13 protein-coding genes and 1 tRNA gene are annotated in these 20057 nt (G+C 35.2%); 11 read left to right on the plus strand and 3 right to left on the minus strand.

The window, feature by feature from the left end; translation table 11 throughout:
- Positions 1-36: 36 nt before the first annotated feature.
- On the minus strand, positions 37-3339 hold the full coding sequence (locus AAFU52_RS12200; RefSeq protein WP_438426556.1) for a glycosyltransferase family 117 protein: 3303 nt from the start codon (positions 3337-3339) through the stop codon (positions 37-39).
- Between the two features lie 206 nt (positions 3340-3545).
- On the opposite strand from AAFU52_RS12200, the gene AAFU52_RS12205 reads away from it, so the two are divergent.
- Positions 3546-3618 (plus strand) — tRNA-Gln (locus AAFU52_RS12205).
- A gap of 52 nt (positions 3619-3670) precedes the next feature.
- On the opposite strand, the gene AAFU52_RS12210 is transcribed toward AAFU52_RS12205, so the two are convergent.
- Entirely contained in the window at positions 3671-4504 is an 834-nt protein-coding gene (locus tag AAFU52_RS12210) for a universal stress protein (RefSeq protein WP_316929936.1), read from the minus strand.
- A 188-nt stretch (positions 4505-4692) separates the two neighbouring features.
- On the opposite strand from AAFU52_RS12210, the gene rimP reads away from it, so the two are divergent.
- The 3 genes from rimP to infB are packed head-to-tail and all read left to right on the plus strand — an operon-like array spanning position 4693 to position 9304.
- Positions 4693-5193 (plus strand): ribosome assembly cofactor RimP, encoded by a 501-nt coding sequence (rimP, locus tag AAFU52_RS12215; protein WP_241461428.1) that lies wholly within the window; start codon positions 4693-4695, stop codon positions 5191-5193.
- A gap of 15 nt (positions 5194-5208) precedes the next feature.
- Positions 5209-6441 (plus strand): transcription termination factor NusA, encoded by a 1233-nt coding sequence (gene nusA / locus AAFU52_RS12220; protein WP_024771645.1) that lies wholly within the window; start codon positions 5209-5211, stop codon positions 6439-6441.
- A gap of 43 nt (positions 6442-6484) precedes the next feature.
- Positions 6485-9304 (plus strand): translation initiation factor IF-2, encoded by a 2820-nt coding sequence (gene infB, locus AAFU52_RS12225; RefSeq protein WP_024771644.1) that lies wholly within the window; start codon positions 6485-6487, stop codon positions 9302-9304.
- Between the two features lie 77 nt (positions 9305-9381).
- On the opposite strand, the gene AAFU52_RS12230 is transcribed toward infB, so the two are convergent.
- Entirely contained in the window at positions 9382-9837 is a 456-nt protein-coding gene (locus tag AAFU52_RS12230; RefSeq protein WP_241461427.1) for an SPOR domain-containing protein, read from the minus strand.
- A gap of 222 nt (positions 9838-10059) precedes the next feature.
- Between AAFU52_RS12230 and AAFU52_RS12235 the strand changes: the two genes are divergently transcribed.
- From AAFU52_RS12235 to AAFU52_RS12265, 7 genes are read left to right on the plus strand one after another with little or no spacing between them, the layout of a single operon-like run.
- Positions 10060-11379 (plus strand): c-type cytochrome, encoded by a 1320-nt coding sequence (locus AAFU52_RS12235; RefSeq protein ID WP_024771642.1) that lies wholly within the window; start codon positions 10060-10062, stop codon positions 11377-11379.
- Between the two features lie 59 nt (positions 11380-11438).
- Positions 11439-14564, plus strand: coding sequence for a TAT-variant-translocated molybdopterin oxidoreductase (locus AAFU52_RS12240; RefSeq protein ID WP_024771641.1), 3126 nt, complete (start codon positions 11439-11441; stop codon positions 14562-14564).
- Positions 14565-14598: 34 nt separating this feature from the next.
- Positions 14599-16332 carry an NrfD/PsrC family molybdoenzyme membrane anchor subunit gene (nrfD, locus tag AAFU52_RS12245; RefSeq protein ID WP_024771640.1) on the plus strand — a complete coding sequence of 578 codons (1734 nt, stop codon included), beginning with the start codon at positions 14599-14601 and terminating at the stop codon, positions 16330-16332.
- A gap of 4 nt (positions 16333-16336) precedes the next feature.
- Entirely contained in the window at positions 16337-16876 is a 540-nt protein-coding gene (locus AAFU52_RS12250; RefSeq protein ID WP_024771639.1) for a DUF3341 domain-containing protein, read from the plus strand.
- Positions 16877-16881: 5 nt separating this feature from the next.
- On the plus strand, positions 16882-17535 hold the full coding sequence (locus tag AAFU52_RS12255; protein WP_024771638.1) for a c-type cytochrome: 654 nt from the start codon (positions 16882-16884) through the stop codon (positions 17533-17535).
- Between the two features lie 41 nt (positions 17536-17576).
- A complete protein-coding gene (locus AAFU52_RS12260; protein ID WP_438426557.1) occupies positions 17577-18908 on the plus strand; it encodes a quinol:cytochrome C oxidoreductase in 1332 nt (443 codons plus the stop codon).
- 33 nt (positions 18909-18941) lie between these two features.
- Positions 18942-20015: a cytochrome c oxidase subunit II gene (locus AAFU52_RS12265; RefSeq protein WP_024771636.1), complete on the plus strand. Its 1074-nt coding sequence runs from the start codon at positions 18942-18944 to the stop codon at positions 20013-20015.
- Positions 20016-20057: the final 42 nt, after the last annotated feature.

The following is a 20057-nucleotide window of genomic DNA, read 5'->3' on the forward strand; positions in this document are numbered from 1 at the left end:
AAAAAAGTGAGCCTCAAAAAGACTCACTTTTAATAATTAGTTTGGTATGCTGTCTAAAGAATCTAAAGGTTTTTCCTGATTTTGAAACTCTTTAATTAGATCTTCTTCTTGTTTTCTTATGGCTTCTTCATCGTTGTATTCTTCATCTTCAGAGTAGAGTCTGGTAAACAATCTTAGATATCTGTTAAACTCATCTGCTTTTTCTTCTATCATTTCCCGATCCTGATTGATTAGCAATAGATCAACTACACTACGATAGCGTTCTACATTGGTAACAATCTCTTCTGCATGGCGGTATTGGTCTTTAAGCTCTAGGCTGCCAAAATAAGTAAGTTGCTCTTGGTATTTTTTAGCTAGTTTTGTCCAAAGATCTCGCGCTTTTTGCTTTTCTCCTACTTCATAATAACCAGAGATGTATGGTTCTACCAGAGTGTAATATTCGTAATATTCAATCGGCATCTTGTCCATTGCTAGATCTAGAATTTCTTTGGCTTTATCTTTTTTATCCTCTTGGATTAAAACCTCTACAAGTCTTGCTAAATTACTACGATATGTAATTGCATTTTTTCTGGTTTCTGGATCATGATATATATTTGGATCATTACTATTACCCCAGTCCCAGCTGGTTACATTTTTATACATGAGGTCTGTATCTATTCTACCCATTTCAAAAGGATTTCGTGGGTTTACCTTAGTTCGAATCGGAACTAATTTGAAGGTTACTCCATCTAATTGCAGGTAATCTTTCATCCATAAGAAATCATCATCACCATAACTTCCCCCAGTAAAATAGATGGGTCTTTCCCAGTTATTGTTGGCAATAATATCCAACATTAAAAGACGATTTTTAAATAATAAATCTCCATTAAGATGAATATCAATATAGGGCACAATAAGATCCGCATCTTTTTGAGCTACAATGCCATTTCTAAGCACAGCTTCTTTGTCTACAGGAATTCGTATATGCTTTGTGGGAAATGTATTTACTTTTTTACCACTTTGTAAATCCCCTTTAGTTCTTGGGTCATCCGTTTCTATCCATCTCATCCAATTTTTGATAAGCATGGTATCAGAAGTTACGGGTTTGTGATAAATAGCATCATTATTTCCGAATCGATAGAATTCATGAGTTAATTGCGAAGGAATAGGTTTTCCTTCATATGCAGCCTTTTTCATTTGATCTATATACCAATCTGTTGCAAAAAGGCTTGTGTTTACTGTTCTAACATCTGTACGATAGCCTTCAATTTCTTGTGCATACCATAGTGCAAATGTATCATTATCTCCTATCGTAAATAATATAGCATCTTTCTGGCAAGATTGTAAGTACATTTTTGCCATGGATTGTGCAGTATATCGATTTGAACGATCGTGATCATCCCAGTTTTGTGCTGCTAATAGTATAGGTACGGCCAATAAGCAAACTACGGTAACTATAGGAGCAAGTATTTTGGGTTGTAGATATTTTTTAAGTAAATCAAACAAAGCATATACACCAAATCCTATCCAAATGGCAAATACATAAAATGATCCTACCAGTGCATAATCACGCTCTCTTGGTTCAAAAGGTCTTTCGTTAAGATAAATTTTTAGTGCTAAACCTGTAAACAAGAAAAAAATGAGCAAAGCCCAGAATTTTTTCTTATCTCTTTGTAACATAAATACAAACCCAATTAGTCCTAGTAATAGTGGTAAGAAATAGTAGGTGTTACGAGCTTTGTTTTTAAGAACGTCACTAGGCAAGTTGTCTTGAGACCCTAAGCGAGCTTCATCGATAAATTGGATACCGCTAAGCCAGTTGCCTTCTAGATCTGTAAGTTTACCTTGATTGTCATCTTGTCGTCCAACAAAATTCCACATAAAATAACGCCAGTACATATATCCCATTTGGTAATCAAATAGGTATACCACATTATCCCAAAAAGAAGGTTTCTCTACATCGATATAGTTGCCAAACGATTGTAGAAATTTATTATAATCATCATTATCTAATTTTCCGGTGGCGTATTCCCTTTTAAATTGAGTAACGGCATTAAGTAATTCTTCTTCACCTTGATACTCGGGTTTAATTGTAAATTTAATTGGCCCGGTAAATTCCATATAATTAGCGATATGTTCTGTACTCCACATTCTTGGTAAAATAGCTTTATGAGCATCATCAAGATTCTGTTTTGCATTTTTCCAATCGTTAACTATAATGTATTTCCCGGTTTTAAGATCTTTTTCATATTTCGGTTTGCCATCTTCATAAGGGTTGTTCTCATCCAAGCCTGCATAGATTTCTGTAAATTGAGGTCCGTAAAAAAGATGAGTTTCTGGATATTGTTCTAAGTTATAATACGCCAGAAGTTCTCTTGCGTTATTAGGATTGTTTTCATTAATTACAGTTCCGGCGTTTGCTCTTATAGGCAACATAACCCAGCTAGAAAATCCTAATAGAATAAACATAACACATAGTAATAATGTGTTTAATTGTACATAATTCTTTTTACGAGTGTATTTTATTCCAAAATAGAAAGCTGCAGCGATTATTAATCCAGCAATAATAGTCCCCGAATTAAAAGGCATACCAATAGAATTAACAAAAAATACTTCAGCTGCACCAAAGAATTTAAGTGTTGAAGGTAATAGGAGTTTAAAAATAAACAGTAGTATTGCTACAACTACGATATTGGCAATAATGAAATTTTTTATTGTAATTTCTTTATAGTTTTTGAAATAATATAATAATCCTATTGCTGGGATAGAGAGCAACCCCATAAAATGAACACCGAAAGATAGTCCAACAATAAAAGAAATTAAGATTAGCCATTTATTACCTCTAGTGGTGTGCATATCTCGTTCCCATAATAATCCGAGATAGAAAAGAACAGATAAAATACAGGTTGCCATTGCATATACTTCGGCTTCTACAGCATTAAACCAAAAACTATCAGTAAATGCAAATGCAAGGGCTCCAACCAAACCACTTCCTAGAATAGCCATTGCTTTTCCATCTGTTAATTCTTCATCTTTTACAATCACTTTTTTAACAAGAATGGTTATAGACCAAAACATAAAGAGAATAGTAAGAGCACTTGCAAAAGCAGAAGTCATATTTACCATTAATGCAACTTGTGTAGGGTCTGATGCAAAAGCAGAGGCGAATGCTCCAATCATTTGAAATAATGGTGCTCCTGGTGGATGACCAACTTGTAATTTTGAGGAAGTAGCAATGTATTCTCCTGCATCCCAAAAACTAGCAGTAGGTTCTACCGTCATTGTATAAACGCATAAAGCGATGACAAAAACGATCCACCCTAATATTTTATTCCACTTGGTGAAGTTGAATGTACTCATAAGATTTGTTCAGTTATATAACGTGTGGCGAATTTAGTAATAAAAATACTTTAACCTTAGTTTTTTTAGGAAACGCTTAACAGAAGTTTATATTTTACACTTATAACAACTGTTTTATGGATAGATTAGTGATTTAGTAGAATAAATTTTAAAAAATGTTTGCAGAGCCAAAAGAAAATTTTAAATTTGCACCCGCAAACACATATTGGCCTATGGTGTAACTGGCAACACGTCTGGTTTTGGTCCAGAAGAGTCTAGGTTCGAGCCCTAGTAGGCCAACAAAAAAGGAGCAAATTTATTTGCTCCTTTTTTATTTTATGTTGTGAAGACATTAAATTTTAAAAGTCAACACTGGTCTTTTTGCGTGATTTACAACATCTTCACCTAAGCTTCCGTTAATAAAATGTGATATTCCTTTTCTGCCATGAGTGCTAATTCCAATCATACCTGCATTGATAGAATCGGCAAAATTAAGTATTCCTTTTTCTACCGTATTGTCATTATAGATGTTTAGACTATAACCCTCTATTGCCAGGTTAGAGACCATATTATTCATTTTCTCTTCGGTTTCATAAGTAGTTTTAAATCCATTAGCTGTGTTTACCCATACTAAATGAAGCTTTGCTTGAATTGATTTAGAAAAATCGTGCGCTGCTAAAAGGCATGGTTTATCTTCATCATCAAAATTTGTAGCATATACAAAATCATTAATTCCAAAAATATCACAATCTTCTTTAATTACTAATACCGGTTTTTTTGATGTTCTAACCACTTTTTCTGCATTAGAGCCTATAAATAATTCTTCAAAACCAGAAGAACCATGAGATCCCATGATAATAATATCTATATTATTTTTGGTACTCGAATTGATAATCCCATGTAGTACATCTTCGAAATTTACAGTCTCAATGACATCAATATCTTTTAAATAATCCTGGTTTAATACTTCTTCAAACTTTTTATGGGTCTGCTTCATGAAAAAAATGGCTTCGGGCGCAGGCCCTGGTGCTCCAGAAGACATTAGATCTGTAAGATGCATGGGGAGCTCTAAAATATGTAGCAGATAGATTTTAGCGTTATTTTTTTTTGCTATTTGAGCCGCCACTTTTAATGCATTTTCGGCTTGTTTAGAAAAATCTGTAGGGACTAGTATGCTTTTGATCATAATGCTGCTTTTTTGAAATATGTTATTTGTTTATCACTCTGGATTTAGAACGTATTGGTAGTTATATGCTTAAAGTAAGAAGCTACTTATATAGTATATCTTAAATTTACGAATAAATTCATTCTTAGCGATATTTTGTATATAAGATATTATTACTATCTTTGCACCGTTGAAATTAAAAAACCAGGATGAGGGGACGAAAAGTCCCCTCTTTTTATCTATTTATGTCATTAAAAGACAAAGTTCAGAATTTATTAGAGGGGGCACTTCGAGAAAATCCGTCCCTATTTCTAATTGAAAGTAAAATTCATCCCGATAATAGTATTGAAATTATTATTGATGGAGATGATGGTGTGAAAGTAGAAGATTGCATTGCGGTAAGCAGGGCAATTGAACACAATTTAGATAGAGAAGAAGAAGACTTCTCTCTTCAGGTAATGTCTTCAGGTGTTTCTGAAGGTCTGAAACATATTCGACAGTATAAAAAGAATGTGGGCAGAAAACTTAAGATAAAAACAACCGAAGAAACAATCGAAGGAGAGTTGATCTCAGTGACCGAAGATGCAATTGTCTTAACGTGGAAAACACGAGAGCCAAAGCCTGTAGGTAAAGGTAAAGTGACTGTTACTAAAGAAGCTAATATAGCTTATGAAAATATTGTAGAAGCTAAAGTTATGATAACATTTTAATTATAATATATTGATATGGAAAATATCGCATTAATAGAATCATTTTCAGAATTCAAAGATGATAAATTTATAGATCGTGTTACTTTAATGTCGATCTTAGAAGATGTATTTAGGAATGCTCTAAAGAAGAAGTTTGGTAGTGATGACAATTTCGATATCATTATAAATCCTGATAAAGGAGATTTAGAAATTTGGAGAAACCGTATTGTAGTAGGAGATGGTGAAGTTGAAGACGGTAATCAAGAGATATCACTAACTGAAGCACAAAAAATAGAGCCTGATTTTGAGGTAGGTGAAGACGTATCAGAAGAAGTTAAACTCATAGATTTAGGAAGACGTTCTATATTAGCGCTACGTCAGAATTTGATTTCTAAAATTCATGAACATGACAATACTAATATTTATAAACAGTTTAAAGAATTAGAAGGAGAGATATATACTGCTGAAGTTCATCATATTCGTCATAGAGCGATTATCATGTTAGATGATGAAGGTAATGAGATTATATTACCTAAGGATAGGCAAATACCTTCTGATTTTTTCAGAAAAGGAGAAAATGTACGAGGAGTAATCGAATCTGTTGAGCTTAAGGGTAATAAACCATCCATAGTTATGTCTAGAACATCGCCTCTGTTTTTAGAGAAATTGTTCGAATCAGAAATACCAGAAGTATTTGATGGGTTAATTACAGTTAAAAAAGTAGTTAGAATTCCTGGAGAAAAAGCAAAAGTTGCAGTAGATTCGTATGATGATAGGATTGATCCTGTAGGAGCATGTGTAGGGATGAAAGGTTCTCGTATACATGGTATCGTAAGAGAATTAGGTAATGAAAATATTGATGTTATTAATTATACAAATAATTTACAATTATTTATTACTAGAGCATTAAGTCCGGCAAAAGTAACTTCTATAAAGATTAATGAAGAGACCAGTCGGGCAGAAGTAATGCTAAGACCAGAAGAAGTCTCTAAAGCTATTGGTCGAGGAGGTCACAATATTAGATTAGCAGGGCAACTAACAGGCTATGAGATAGATGTGTTTAGAGAAGGAGTAGAAGAAGATGTAGAACTTACAGAATTTTCTGATGAAATCGATTCATGGATTATTGAAGAATTTTCTAAAATTGGTTTAGATACTGCAAAGAGTATTTTAGAACAAGATATTAGTGATTTAGTAAAGCGAACTGACCTTGAGGAAGAGACAGTAGGCGAAGTGATTAGAATATTAAAATCTGAATTTGAAGATTAATAATCACAATTAATTATATTTGAGCATTAAATAAAAGGCATTTATGGCTGAAGCAGGAACAATGAGACTAAATAAAGTATTACGCGAATTCAATATCTCGCTAGATCGGGCTGTTGACTTTTTGAATTCAAAAGGTCACGAGATAGATGCGCGTCCTACTACAAAAATTTCTTCAGAGATTTATCAGCTCTTGTTTGATGAATTTCAAACGGATAAAAGTAAAAAAGTAGCTTCAAAAGAAGTTGGAGAAGAAAAGAAGAAAGAAAAAGAAGCGTTGCGAGTGCAGATCGAAAATGAGCAGGAAGAAAAGCGTAAACGTTCAGAAGCTCGAGAAGTTGTAAAAGCCAAAGCTCAATTAAGCGGACCTAAGCAAGTTGGTAAGATTGAATTAGAAGGTGAGAAACAAGAGGATAATACTGCAAAACCCGAAGAAAAGGCAGTTGAAGCTCCTAAGAAGGAAGAGGTAAAAGAAAAAGAAAAGGAAGATGTAAAAAGCAAAACTCCTGAAGTAGTTTCAAATAGACCTCAGAAAAAAGGAATTAAAATTACGCGACAAGCGCCAAAAGAAATAAAAGAAGAAAAACCTGTAGAGCCCGTTGTGAGCAAAGATAAGCCTAAAACTCCAGCGCCAGAAGTGGAAGCTGAAGTTTCTGTAGAACCAGAAAAGGTTAAAACTCAGTATAAAAAATTGGATGGTCCTAATTTTACAGGTCAGAAAATTGACTTAACTCAGTTTAAAAAACCAGCGAAAAAGAAAGAAGATAAATCCGATAAGAAATCTTCAAACGCAGGAGATGCAGCAAAAAAACGCCGAAGAAGAATTAGTAAAGAAGGAGGCGGTGCTCAAGGATCTGGTGGGGGTAGGCCAGGAGGTCAGTCTGGTGGTGGTAACCGAGGAGGTGGAAATAGAGGAAGAGGTCCGGCAAAAGGAAAACGACCTGCTATTGTAAAAGAAGAGCCAAGCGAAGAAGAAGTACAAAAACAAGTACGAGAGACTCTTGAGAAGTTACAAGGGAAATCTAATAAATCAAAAGCGGCAAAGTATCGTAGGGATAAGAGAGATCAACACCGTCAGAAAGCAGAAGATGATGTAGCACAACAAGAGCAAGAAAGCAAAGTGCTTAAAGTAACAGAATTTGTTACAGCTTCTGAAGTTGCTACGATGATGAATGTGGCGACTACTGATATTATTTCGGCTTGTATGTCATTAGGAATAATGGTGACAATGAATCAGCGTTTAGATGCAGAGACCCTTTCTATCGTTGCAGATGAATTTGGTTATGAAGTTAATTTTGTAACTGCGGATATTGAGGAATCAATAGAAGAAATTGTAGATGCTCCCGAAGATTTAACAGAAAGAGCTCCTATTGTAACTGTAATGGGACATGTTGATCATGGTAAAACTTCTTTACTTGATTATATTCGAGAAGAAAATGTAATAGCCGGAGAGAGTGGTGGGATTACCCAGCATATCGGAGCTTATGGAGTGCAGTTAGAAAGTGGACAAAAAATAGCATTTTTAGATACACCAGGTCACGAAGCGTTTACTGCGATGCGTGCGCGTGGTGCACAAGTAACAGATTTAGCTATTATTGTAATTGCTGCAGATGATGATGTGATGCCACAGACTAAAGAAGCGATTAGTCATGCTCAGGCAGCAGGAGTTCCAATTGTATTTGCAATTAATAAGGTAGATAGACAAGAAGCAAATCCTGAAAAGATAAAAGAAAAACTAGCTTCTATGAATTTATTAGTAGAAGATTGGGGAGGAAAAATCCAATCCCATGATATTTCTGCTAAAACTGGATTAGGAGTTAAAGAATTACTTGAAAAAGTACTTCTTGAAGCTGAAATATTAGAGCTTAAAGCAAATCCAAATCGACTGGCATCTGGTACAGTTGTCGAGGCGTTTTTGGATAAAGGACGTGGTTATGTTTCTACTATTTTAGTACAAACGGGTACACTTAAAATAGGAGATTATGTTCTTGCCGGTAAAAATAGCGGTAAGATTAAGGCAATGCAGGATGAACGAGGAAATAGTGTGAAAGAAGCAGGGCCTTCTACGCCAGTTTCAATTCTTGGATTAGACGGGGCTCCACAAGCAGGAGATAAGTTTAGTGTATTAGAAGATGAACGAGAGGCTAAAGATATCGCCTCAAAACGAGCACAATTACATAGAGAACAATCTGTACGTACACAACGACATATTACACTAGATGAGATCGGACGTCGAATTGCCTTAGGAGACTTTAAAGAACTTAATATTATTCTTAAAGGAGATGTTGATGGTTCTGTAGAAGCATTAACAGATTCATTCCAGAAACTATCCACAGAAGAGATTCATGTAAATATCATTCATAAAGCAGTGGGGGCGATCACAGAAAGTGATGTGTTACTTGCATCTGCATCTGATGCTATTATTATTGGATTTAATGTAAGACCAGCAGGTAATGCGAGACAAGTTGCTGATAAGGAAGAAATCGATATCAGAACATATTCGATTATTTATGATGCTATCAATGATCTTAAAGATGCAATGGAAGGTATGCTTTCTCCAGTAATGAAGGAAGAGATTACAGGAACTGCAGAAATTAGAGAAACATTTAAGATTTCTAAAGTCGGTACAATTGCAGGATGTATGGTTCTTACAGGTAAACTTTTCCGAAATTCTGGCATACGCTTGATTCGAGAAGGTGTTGTAGTGTATACTGGTGAGTTTGCTTCTTTAAAAAGATTTAAAGATGACGTAAAAGAAGTGGCGAAAGGATATGATTGTGGTCTGCAGATTAAGAACTATAATGATATTAAAGAAGGTGATATAGTAGAGGCTTACCAAGAAGTAGCGGTGAAGAAGAAGCTATAATGCTTAGAATATATAATAAATAATAAAACCCGATGTGAAAACATCGGGTTTTGTTTTTTATGAATAAAAAAGAATGTTTATTTTTTTTCGGGTCTAAATATGAATGCATTAGGGAATTTAGTGTGCACTTCTTTTAATGCTCTGTCAGCTTCAAGTCTTGTGCGATAATTTCCCATCCATACTTTGTAATTAGGTGTTTCCCATTGGATCGATGAACTCCACTTTGGAAAAGCATCTTTTGATGCTCTTATGATCTCATTTGCCTTATTTAGGTTCCCATAATACAGTTGAATCTTGTAACGATCACTAAATTCTCCATCTTTTTCCATTTTAGATTTTATATCAAGAAGCATTTTTATTCTTGGATCTTGATTGATGGTAACAGACGCTTCTGGTTGTGGTAATATGTTTACGGGCACAAAATTTGGAGTATCAGGAGTGTTATTTGTGGTATCCTGAGCAGTTAAAGTGCTGGTAATTATAAGGTAAAAACCAAATAGAAAAATATGGTTTGTGGTGTTTAACATTCTCATTACAAATTGATTTGGTGCAAAGGTAAAGTATAATAACTCAAAATCATTAAAAAATATTATTTAGAATTGTTATAAATTAACAGTTAACGGTTCTCTAACATTTCCAAAATCGACTAATTATAGTACTTTTGTCGTCGAATTAAAAGTGCTGGTTTTATATCTTTTTTAAGAGATTAATGAAAAAACCATACCAAAAATAAGACGATAATTCTACTTGATAATATGAAACAGGTGAAACACCGAAATTCAGCCTCTAAAATCCTAATCCTAGGAACTGTTTTTTTATTTACTTTTTTTAACCCTGTCTTTGCACAGGATGATGCGGCTGTTGATAACGCTGCTGTAACTGAAGCTTCGTCTGGAGGAGATGTAGCTAAAGGGGAAGAGTTGTTTAAATCACTTTGTGCGGCTTGTCATAAGCGTTATAAAAAAGCGGTTGGTCCTGCTCTTTTTGGAGTAGCTGACAAGTATGACAAAGAATGGATTTATTCATGGGTAAAAAATAGTGCTGCTATGGTCGCTTCTGGCGACGCGCAAGCTGTTGCTGTTTTTGAAGAGTATAATAAGACTGCAATGAATGCTTTTCCGCAGTTGTCCAATGCAGATATTGATAATATCATAGCTTATGCGATGGAGCCTAAAGCTGATCCACCGGCACCTGTGCCAGGAAGTGATACTGCTTCAGGAGGTGAAAACTCTGGGGTTTCTGCTAATGTGATTTTAGCAATATTGGCGTTAGTATTTCTAATGCTACTAGTGGTTTTATTTCTGGTGAATAAAACGCTAAGAAGCTTTGCAGAAGCTAATAATGTAGAATTGCCACAGGCAGAAAAGAGGACTCCAATATGGAAAGCATTTATCCAAAACCAATTCTTGGTTATGGTTACAGCTATTTTCTTGTTACTGGCTAGTGGTTACTTTGTATATGGATATTTTATGCAAGTAGGGGTTGATCAAGGATATCAACCTGTTCAGCCAATACACTATTCTCATAAGATTCATGCTGGAGATAATAAGATAGAATGTAAGTATTGTCACTCTTCTGCAAGAGTTAGTAAGACATCAGGAATTCCTTCTCTTAATGTTTGTATGAACTGTCATAAATCCATTAGTGAAGTGGCTGATGCTACTGCAACAGAAGAATACTCTAAAGAATTCTACGATGGTGAAATCCAAAAATTATATAAAGCAGTAGGTTGGGATACAGATACACAAGCATATACTGGTGATGAACAACCAGTAAAATGGGTTCGTATTCATAATCTTCCTGATTTTGCATACTTTAATCACTCTCAGCACGTAAGTGTTGCTGGGGTAGAGTGCCAGACATGTCACGGTCCGGTAGAAGAAATGGAAATTATGTATCAGCATGCTCCACTTACTATGGGATGGTGTATCAACTGTCACAGGGAAACCAATGTGAAAGTTGCTGATAATAAATATTACGAGAAAATTCATAAAGAACTTTCTAAGAAATATGGTGTTGATCAATTGACAGCTGCTCAAATGGGTGGTCTGGAATGTGGTAAATGCCATTATTAATAATAAAACAATTGTTTTCCGTAAACGGAAGAATAGTAAGAAGCTAATATCAATTATATATGTCATCAAACAAGAAATACTGGAAAAGTGTTGAAGAGCTAAACGAAAATAGCTCTATTGTTGAGACGCTACAACAAAATGAGTTCGTTAAGGAGATTCCTACGGATGAGTTTTTAGGTGATAAGTCATCATTAGAAAATTCATCGACTTCTCGTCGTGATTTTCTTAAATATGTAGGTTTTAGTACAGCAGCTGCTTCTTTAGCAGCATGTGAAGGTCCTGTTAAAAAATCAATACCTTACGTAGTTCAACCAGATAGAATAGTACCTGGTGTTGCTAACTATTATGCTACTACAATAGCAGATGGGTATGATTTTGCTAGTGTTTTAATTAAAACTAGAGAAGGTCGACCTATAAAAGTAGAAAATAATAATCTTGCAACATCTAATGGTGATGCAAACGCCAGAGTTCATGCTTCGGTATTGTCATTATATGATAGTTCTCGTCTTCAAGGGCCTAAAAAAGGAACCGAAGATATCAGTTGGGATGAGCTTGATAAAGAAGTAGCAGCTAAGTTAAATAGTCTTGGCGGTAAGCAAATTGTTTTGTTAACTCAAACATATGCCAGTCCATCTACATCGAAATTGATTTCAGAATTTAAAGCAAAATATCAAAACGTTAAACACGTAGTATACGATGCTATTTCTAATAGTGAGGCTTTGGATGCATACCAAATGATGTATGGCGAAAGAGCACTTGCAGATTATGATTTTTCTAAAGCAAATACTGTAGTCAGTATTGGTGCAGATTTTTTGGGAGATTGGCAAGGAGGAGGATATGATAGTGGTTATGCCAAAGGACGTATCCCGAAAAATGGAAAAATGTCTAAGCATGTCCAGTTTGAGGCAAATATGTCTTTAACAGGGGCTAATGCCGATAGAAGAATACAAGCTACTCCATCAGAACAAAAACAAGTGCTTGCTGCACTATATAAATATGTAACAGGATCTGGTTCTAAAGGAGCTTTGGATTCTAAACTGGATGCAGAAGTAGTTAAAGCAGCTAAGCAGATTCAAAAAGCAGGAAGTAATGCTGTAGTAGTTACTGGGATTCAGGATGTGGATGCACAGTTAGTAGTTTTAGAAATTAATAAAGCAATACATAGTAAAGCTTTTAGTAAAACTACTCCACGTACTATCCGTCAGGGAGACGCTAAAGCAGTTGCTCAATTGGTAAAAGATATGAATGCAGGGCATGTTGGTGGTTTGCTAATTGCTGGTGTTAATCCAATGTATTCATTGCCAAATGCAGATGAATTTAAAAGTGGTCTTGAAAAAGTAGATATATCAGTTGCATTTAGCATGCATAACGATGCTACGGCTGAGTTGTGTAACTACGTTGCAACAACGCCTCACTATTTAGAATCTTGGGGAGATGTTGAGTTGAAAAAAGGGAGCTACAGTTTGATGCAACCAACTATTCGACCATTATTTGATGCAAGACAATTCCAGGAAACTTTATTAAAGTGGACAGGTAATTCATCTACATATCACGATTATATAAAAAGTGCATGGACAGGTATTCTTGGAGGTACTTCATGGAATCAAGCCTTGCATGATGGAATATTAGTAAAACCAGTACTTCCAAAACAAGAATTGGTAGAAGCACTTGAAGCACCAGAAGGAGATGTGGCTGATATAGAAGCTGTTCCGGTGCCAACTTCGGCTGGACCAGATGTTAGTGCTGCGTCAAGAAGACTTTCTGTAGCGAAATCAAGTGGAATAGAACTTACATTATATACTAAAACGGCATTAGGGGATGGTCAACAGGCTAATAACCCTTGGCTACAAGAAATGCCCGATCCTATTACCAGAGCGTCTTGGGATAACTACTTAACGGTTTCTAGAGCAGATGCTGCTGAGTTAGGGTTAACCAATGAAAATGTAGCAAATGGAGCTCTAAATGGTAGTTATGCAAAAGTAACGGTAGGAGAAACTGAAGTCGTTGTTCCGGTAATTATTCAACCAGGACAGGCTAAAGGCTCTGTTGGTTTAGCTTTAGGATATGGTAAGTCTAAAGGACTTAAAAAAGATATGATAGTAGGAGTAAATGCCTATTCTTTATATCAAAACCTTAATGCAGTACAGAATGTTTCGATTAAGGCTGCAGAAGGAGTACATGAGTTTGCTTGTGTGCAATTACATAATACATTAATGGGTCGTGGAGATATTGTAAAAGAAACGACTCTTGAAATATTCAATACAAAAGATAAGCACGATTGGAACGTAATTCCTGAAGTGAGTAAAAATCATATAGAATATGAGGTTACTTCACCAGAAGTTGATCTTTGGGATGAATTTGATCGTTCTATTGGGCATCATTTTAATCTTTCAATAGATTTAAATGCATGTACAGGATGTGGTGCTTGTGTGATCGCTTGTCATGCAGAGAATAATGTACCTGTGGTTGGTAAATCAGAAATACGTAGATCTCGTGATATGCACTGGTTACGTATTGACCGTTATTATTCTTCACAAGATAGTTTTGAAGGAGATAATAATAAGAAAGATGCAATAGCAGGTTTAGGAAGTTCCTTATCAGAGTTTGGTGAGATGGAAAATCCGTCAGATAATCCTCAGGTAGTATTCCAGCCAGTAATGTGTCAGCACTGTAACCATGCTCCATGTGAGACTGTTTGTCCTGTTGCTGCTACATCACATGGTAGACAAGGACAAAACCATATGGCATATAACCGTTGTGTAGGTACAAGATATTGTGCTAATAACTGTCCATATAAAGTACGTAGGTTTAACTGGTTCTTGTATAACAACAATGATGAGTTTGATTATTACATGAATAATGATTTAGGTAGAATGGTACTTAATCCTGATGTAACTGTACGTTCCAGAGGGGTTATGGAAAAATGTTCTATGTGTATTCAAATGACGCAAAAAACTATTTTGGATGCAAAACGAGATGGTAGAGAAGTTAAGGATGGAGAATTCCAGACAGCTTGTTCTGCAGCTTGTTCATCAGGTGCTATGGTATTTGGTGATATCAATGATAAGGATAGTGAAGTAGCTAAACTTAAAGAGGATGATCGTATGTATCACTTACTGGAACATGTTGGGACTAAGCCTAACGTTATGTACCATACCAAAGTAAGAAATACTACAGAAGCTTAATTAACTAATTAAAGAATCAATTCAATTATAAAGGATTATGTCTCATTACGAAGCACCTATAAGAAAACCTTTAGTAACCGGTGATAAAACATACCATGATGTAACTTTGGATGTAGCAGCAGCGGTAGAAGGAAAAGCAAATAAATCTTGGTGGATTGTCTTTTCAATTGCACTGCTTGCTTTCCTTTGGGGGATAGGGTGTATTATTTACACAATATCTACTGGGATAGGAACCTGGGGATTAAACAAAACAGTAGGATGGGCCTGGGATATCACCAACTTTGTTTGGTGGGTAGGTATTGGTCACGCCGGAACCTTGATTTCAGCAGTACTACTGTTATTTCGTCAGAAATGGAGAATGGCAATTAACCGTTCTGCAGAAGCGATGACTATTTTTGCAGTTATTCAAGCAGGATTATTCCCAATTATTCACATGGGGCGTCCTTGGCTGGCATATTGGGTATTACCAATACCAAACCAGTTTGGATCGCTATGGGTGAATTTTAATTCGCCATTGCTATGGGATGTATTTGCAATCTCTACATATCTTTCTGTATCACTAGTATTCTGGTGGACAGGATTGCTGCCTGATTTTGCAATGATTAGAGACCGAGCAATAACTCCATTTACAAAAAAAATATACGGCCTTCTATCTTTTGGATGGAGTGGTAGAGCAAAAGACTGGCAACGTTTTGAAGAAGTATCTTTAGTACTTGCAGGTTTAGCTACACCATTAGTACTTTCTGTACATACCATTGTATCATTTGATTTTGCTACTTCGGTGATTCCTGGATGGCATACTACGATATTTCCACCATATTTTGTGGCTGGGGCGGTTTTTTCAGGATTTGCTATGGTGAATACGCTTCTTATTATAATGAGAAAAGTATCAAACCTAGAAAACTACATTACCGTTTTACATATAGAATTGATGAATATTGTAATTATGATTACAGGTTCTATTGTAGGTGTCGCCTATATAACAGAGCTGTTTGTAGCATGGTATTCTGGAGTTGAATACGAACAATATGCATTCCTTAATAGGGCAACAGGACCATATTGGTGGGCATATTGGGCGATGATGACATGTAACGTATTCTCACCGCAATTTATGTGGTTCCCAAAATTAAGAAGAAGTATAATGTTTTCTTTCTTTATCTCTATTGTGGTAAACATAGGAATGTGGTTTGAGCGTTTTGTGATCATTGTAACATCACTTCACAGAGATTATTTACCATCATCATGGACAATGTTCTCTCCTACTTTTGTTGATATAGGAATATTTATAGGAACAATTGGTTTCTTCTTTGTCTTATTCTTATTGTACTCACGTACGTTCCCTGTAATAGCACAAGCAGAAGTAAAATCAATTTTGAAATCTTCTGGAGAAAAATATAAGAAACTAAGAGAAGCAGGAAAAGATCATAGAGATGAGCTTCCTAAAGGTAAAGCAGAAGTGGTTAAAGAAAAACCAACAAAGAAAAAAACCGAAACCAAAGAAGTAAGTGAAGAAGACATCAATAGTCTATTGGGTAACCTAGGGACATTTGATCCATCAACACAAACGGCTGATGATCTTAAAAAGGTTAATGGTATCGGACCAGTAATGGAAAAGAAACTTAACGAGATCGGAATATTTACTTTTGATCAAGTAAGTAAAATGACCGAAACTGAATACGATTTATTAGATAATATCACTGGATCTTTCCCTGGTAGAGCACAACGCGATGATTGGGCTGGCCAGGCAGAAAAACTTAAAAATAACTAGAAGTATGGCATCAAAAGTTATACATGCATTATATATAGACGACGACATCCTGATGGATGCTGTCAAGAAAGTTCGTGCAGAGCATTATCATATCGAAGAGGTATATACTCCTTTTCCGGTTCATGGACTAGATAAAGCGATGGGATTACCTCATACACGATTAGCAATTACATCCTTTATGTATGGTTGTGTTGGGTTAGTAGTATCAATTTTGATGATGAACTATATCATGATCGAAGATTGGCCACAAGATATAGGGGGTAAGCCTAGTTTTAGCTATATCGAAAACATGCCAGCATTCGTTCCGATTATGTTCGAACTTACAGTGTTTTTTGCAGCCCATTTAATGGTGATTACTTTTTATATGAGAAGTAAGCTATGGCCATTTAAAAAAGCCGAAAATCCTGATGTAAGAACTACAGATGATCATTTCTTAATGGAAGTAGATGCTGGAAATCACGATGTTGATCAACTTGCTAGCTTTTTGGGTGATACCGGAGCAGTAGAAATTAAAGTAATAGATAAGGAAGAAGATAACCATTAGTAATAATGAAGAATACTATAAAAATATTAGCAGCGGCAGTAGTGATGATTTGCGTTGTTTCTTGTAAAAAAGATTCAAAACCTAATTATCAATTTATGCCTAATATGTATGAACCTTTAAGTTATGAAACTTACGGTGAATATGGTGTTTTTCCTGGTGGCCAGGAAGCTATGTTACCTGCCGAAGGCTCAATACCTAGAGGATGGATGCCATATGATTTTAAGAATTCACAAGAAGGCTACTTACTTGCTAAGGATACATTAAAAAATCCTATCCGATATACAAAAGAAAATGAAGATGCCGGAAAAGAATTGTATGACATCTATTGCGCAATATGCCATGGGGGAAAAGGAGATGGAAAAGGACCTTTGGTACAAAGAGAAAAGATTTTAGGAGTTCCTAGTTATGATGATATTGGTAGAGCAATTACTGAAGGAAGTATTTATCATGTAATGTATTACGGAATCAACTCTATGGGATCGTATGCCTCCCAAACCAATGAGCATGAACGTTGGCAGATTGTTCAATATGTACAGAAATTAAAGGCAGACCTGGAAGGGAAAACGCCTCGAATAGATACAGATGCTACTACTACTGTTGTAGAAACAAAAGTAGAAGAACATCAAGAATCAGCAGAAGATCATAGTAACGCACACTAGTGCATTAGTAAAAAAGTTAAGAATAACGATATTATAAAGATATGTATACGCTATCAAATAGATTAAGATTATTTTCTGTCATCCTTATGGTTGTAGGTCTTGTAGGTCTTATTGTTGGATTTGGACAAAGACCTGGATCTGTAGAAGAGGTAAAAGAAATGATGGCAGCGCACGACGCTCATGGAGGTGGTCATGGTGAATCCCAAGTAGCAGAGAGTGGTCATGGTAATCAAGGACACGGAGAAGAAGATGCTCATGGTGGAGATGCACATTATGAACATATATTACATCAATTACAAAATAAACCCTGGGCTTCATTATATGTAGCAGCATTTTTCTTTTTTATGATTGCACTGGGAGTATTAGCATTTTATGCAATACAATTTGCATCTCAATCGGGATGGTCCCCAGTACTTTTTAGAGTAATGGAAGCGATAACAGCATATTTGGTGCCAGGAGGAATTATCCTTTTCATAATCTTAGCATTATCAGGATTCCATATTAATCATTTGTTTGTATGGGCAGATCCAGAAGTTGTAGCTCATGATGCATTAATTCAAGGAAAATCTAGCTGGTTGAATGGTTGGGGATTCATTATCAGAGCTGCTATCTTTATGGGAGGTTGGTTATTATATCGTCATTTTGCTGTTAAATATTCAAGAAAGCAGGATGAAGATACAGAAGGAAATAAGTGGTATAAAAAGAGCTTTAAGATATCTGCAGGTTTCTTAGTATTTTTTATCTATACAGAATCTATGGCATCTTGGGATTGGATTATGAGTTTTGATCCACACTGGTTCAGTACCTTATTTGGATGGTATGTATTTGCAAGTTTATTTGTTTCGGGTATTACTACGATCGCTTTAATAAGTATTTACTTAAAATCTAAAGGGTATTTAGAATTTGTAAATAATAGTCATATTCATGATTTAGCTAAGTTTATGTTTGGTATCAGTATTTTCTGGACATACCTTTGGTTCTCTCAGTTTATGTTGATATGGTACTCTAATATACCAGAAGAGGTAACGTATTTTATTACTCGTATAGAAGATTATAACCTTCCGTTTTTTGGGATGTTAGTAATGAACTTTATTTTCCCAATATTGGTATTAATGAATAGTGATTTTAAACGAGTAAACTGGTTTGTAGTAATGGCAGGTATCGTTATTCTTTGTGGTCACTATATTGATGTTTATAATATGGTAATGCCTGCAACAGTTGGCGAATCCTGGTTTATAGGTATTAGTGAAATAAGTGCTGTGTTATTGTTTTTAGGGCTATTCTTATTCGTAGTGTTTAGAGCATTAACCAAAGCACCATTATTGCCTAAAGGAAACCCTTATATAGAGGAAAGTAAACATTTCCATTATTAAAATTTGAATTGTAAAAAAAGAAGATAGATAAAAATGACTGTATTCTTAACCTTAGTAGTTATAGCACTTTTTGGAATCACGTTGTGGCAAATGTCAAAGATATTGAAGTTGTCTCAAGCTAAAACTGATAATTCTCAAGTAGCCAACGACAAAGACAATAATTTGCAAGGTAAGCTTATGCTTGCATTTGTAATATTCCTTTACCTGCTTACCATATATTGTTTTGTGCAATATGACTCATACTTCCTGCCAGAATCAGCTTCTGAGCACGGTGTTGATTATGATAGATTGATGTTAATCTCGATGGTATTGATCATGATTGTACAGATTCTTACACAAGGATTGTTACATTTCTTTTCTTATAAGTATCGAGGTAAAAAAGAAAATAAAGCATTATTCTTTGCAGATAATGATAAATTAGAATTTATCTGGACTATTATACCAGTTATTGTACTTGCAGGACTAATTATATATGGACTGTTTACATGGACCGATATCATGAATATTGATGAAGAAGATGGAGACCCATTAATAGTTGAGCTGTATGCATATCAATTTGACTGGCGTGCTCGATATTCTGGTGAGGATAACGAATTAGGTAAAGCTAATGTTCGTTATATAGAAGGAATTAATACCTTGGGTCTTGATGTTTCTGATACCTACGGAAAGGATGATAAAATAACTAACGAATTACATTTACCTGTAAATAGAAAGGTTATTTTTAAAATGCGTTCCCAGGATGTATTGCATTCTGCTTACATGCCATTTTTTAGAGCGCAGATGAATGTTGTGCCAGGTATGATAACAGAGTTTGCTTATACACCAACGGTTACTTCTGACGAAATGAGAGATAGCGAGTTTATGGTAGAAAAAGTAGCTACAATTAATAAAATAAGAAGAGAAAAAAGCAAGAAATTAGTAGCTGCTGGAGATGAAGCTTTAGAAGAATATACATTCGAATACTACCTGTTGTGTAATAAGATATGTGGAGTATCACATTATAATATGCAAATGAAGATTATAGTAGAATCCGAAGAAGATTATAAGGCATGGTTAAAAACACAACCTACCTTTGGAGAGCAATTATCAGCTCAAGCAAGCAACTAAGAAAGAAGAAAATTAATATATTATATTAAAAAGAAATAGCGT

Origin of the sequence: Aquimarina macrocephali, assembly GCF_051627225.1 — a bacterium.
GTDB classification, from domain to species: Bacteria; Bacteroidota; Bacteroidia; order Flavobacteriales; family Flavobacteriaceae; genus Aquimarina; species Aquimarina macrocephali.